The 1084-nt window shown below is 52.1% G+C and carries 1 protein-coding gene; it reads left to right on the top strand.

The features are described from left to right. On the top strand, positions 1 to 1084 hold a 1084-nt coding region (locus tag AB5935_RS27765; RefSeq protein WP_368328071.1), incomplete at both ends, for a phospholipase D-like domain-containing protein.

The raw sequence follows: 1084 nt of genomic DNA, 5'->3' as shown, positions 1-1084 counted from the left end.
TCCATATTCAGCGCGATGAACTTGTCCCCGGCGACAAGCACCTGAATCTTGAAGACCTGCGTCATCTTCCCAACCCGAACAAATCTCTTCACAGCCTCGAAAAGCCGAAGCCAATGAAGCTGACCATCCTCGACGAAAAAGAATCTATCTTCAAATACGTTGCCAAGAAGGACCTGTTATTATATTACCCTTATCACTCTTTCGAGCACTTCATCCACTTCCTGTATGAAGCCGTGCACAACCCGGAAACCCGTGAAATCATGGTAACCCAATACCGCGTAGCTGAAAACTCCGCCGTCATCAACACCCTGATAGCCGCCGCCCAAAACGGCAAGAAAGTCACCGTATTCGTGGAGCTGAAAGCCCGTTTCGACGAAGAAAACAACCTTGCCACGGCCGAAATGATGCAAGCCGCCGGCATTAAAATAATATACAGCATACCCGGTCTGAAAGTACACGCCAAAGTAGCCCTTATCCGCCGCCGCGGACTGAACGGTGAAAAAATACCCAGCTACGCCTATATTAGCACCGGTAACTTTAATGAAAAGACCGCCACCCTCTACGCCGACTGTGGCCTTTTCACCTGCCGTCCGAAGATAGTGGCCGACCTCTATAACCTCTTCCGCACCCTGCAAGGCAAAGAAGACCCGAAGTTCACCACCCTTCTTGTCGCCCGTTTCAACCTCATCCCCGAATTGAACCGCCTGATTGATCGGGAAATCGCCCTCGCCGACGAAGGCAAACAAGGCCGTATCATCCTAAAAATGAACGCCCTCCAAGACCCCGCCATGATTGACCGTCTCTACGAAGCCTCCGAACACGGCGTACAAATAGACCTCATCGTCCGTGGAATCTGTTGTCTTATCCCCGGACAGTCATACAGTCGTAACATCCGTGTCACCCGTATTGTAGACAGTTTCCTCGAACACGCCCGTATCTGGTACTTCGGCAACGACGGCAAACCCAAAGTCTTCATGGGCTCCCCCGACTGGATGCGTCGTAACCTCTACCGCCGCATCGAAGCCATCACCCCCATTCTCGCCCCCGACCTGCGTGACAGCCTCATCGAAATGCTTAATATCCA

The sequence above is a fragment of the Phocaeicola sp. RTP21198st1_B8_RTP21198_201120 genome (assembly GCF_040929485.1).
Lineage (GTDB): Bacteria > Bacteroidota > Bacteroidia > Bacteroidales > Bacteroidaceae > Phocaeicola > Phocaeicola dorei.
Note: the sequence above shows the minus strand (reverse complement) of the source record. Positions and strands in the feature narration are given on the sequence as shown.